General features: G+C 29.7%; 3 protein-coding genes. All 3 read right to left on the minus strand.

Translation table 11 applies throughout. The features are described 5' to 3' along the window. Positions 1 to 508, minus strand: a 508-nt coding sequence (locus AC1DRQ_RS31715) for a hypothetical protein (protein ID WP_477430160.1), incomplete at its 3' end; no start/stop codon positions are given. A gap of 96 nt (positions 509 to 604) precedes the next feature. Beyond that, the gene (locus tag AC1DRQ_RS31720) at positions 605 to 772 is read right to left on the minus strand and encodes a hypothetical protein (RefSeq protein WP_477430162.1); all 168 of its coding nucleotides are present in this window, start codon (positions 770 to 772) and stop codon (positions 605 to 607) included. 20 nt (positions 773 to 792) lie between these two features. Continuing rightward, positions 793 to 1,005, minus strand: coding sequence for a hypothetical protein (locus AC1DRQ_RS31725; protein ID WP_477430164.1), 213 nt, complete (start codon positions 1,003 to 1,005; stop codon positions 793 to 795). Positions 1,006 to 1,162 lie beyond the last annotated feature (157 nt).

Genomic DNA, 1,162 nt, shown 5'->3' on the forward strand with positions numbered 1-1,162 from the left:
AAGTAAAATTATCTGCCCTTGAATTGTATTTGTCCGTTCCATCTTCGTTAAAATAGTCACTGTAATTATTCTTTATTTCGTTGACTAAGGCATTAATTTTTTGCGGATTATGATTATATAATATGCTCCCGTAGTTCTTTATATTCTTAATAGTAAAACTAATGTGATTGTAATTAAACGCCCGGATATTTTCAATTAAAGAAACCTCATCTTCTGACTTATTGATTACATATAATGCACTAATTGAATCGGAGATCATTGTTCTTAACAACAGGAACAAGCTGTCTCTATAGGGAGTAAGCTCAAAGCCTTTAATAAAAAAAACAGTACTACCTAAGCCACCATTAAGTTTGTAAAGCATAGTAAACAAAAATATTAAAGGCTGCTTATTGAAGTCGTTGTTACTATTATCGAGAAGTTTGACGTGATAGTTGTTGGTCAAAAAACTAACTAACTGAGCGATTATTCCAACTAATTCTTTTGCTACAACTCTACTTTTTTTAAACATTCTCTAAGTTAAATTTTTCACTAACCTATTTACTTATAAATTTTAAAATCCCTTAACTGGTTAACTCCTTTAACCCTAAAATCCAACTCACATTCCCTATTCCTGACGTGCTACATTATCATTAACMAGTTTAAGAACTTCATCATAGTTAGTATTAAAGGATTTACCATTATCAGGTAAGGAGATAACTATTTTATCATCTTCAATAGTAATCAGTTCATTGTAAGGTGGGGGTAGTTCCTGTTTAAGATATACCCGTACCATAATTAAGTTTGTTGTGGTAATCATTTTTTCATATCAATTATGTCTCCTAAAATTTGAATATCTTCTGTAGTTAAATCGTTATCATTCAAATGCCCTATCCATTTACCATTACTGTAAACCAGATTACCGCAATAAAACTTATCAATATAAATATGATAACTGCCTGAACCACCTGCTGGAGCAGATAACTTTATAAGTCTGTTATCACTATCAATAAATTCAATCTCATTCATTTTGCAATTAATAGCAAAGTTATGCTAAAATTATTAGCAATAATAAAGATATTTAAAAAATGTATATTTGATTAAACCTTATCGAATGAGTGATTTCTGGTGTGACGTTGTAATTGCAATATGTGGATTTCTTTTAGCAGGATTATCATTTGTTGAT

It is taken from the genome of Mucilaginibacter sp. P4_E8, from assembly GCF_056401495.1.

Bases quoted from the DNA above. Each gene is read 5' to 3' on its own strand.
- AC1DRQ_RS31725 (WP_477430164.1), bottom strand. From the start codon at position 1,005: ATGAATGAGATTGAATTTATTGATAGTGATAACAGACTTATAAAGTTA.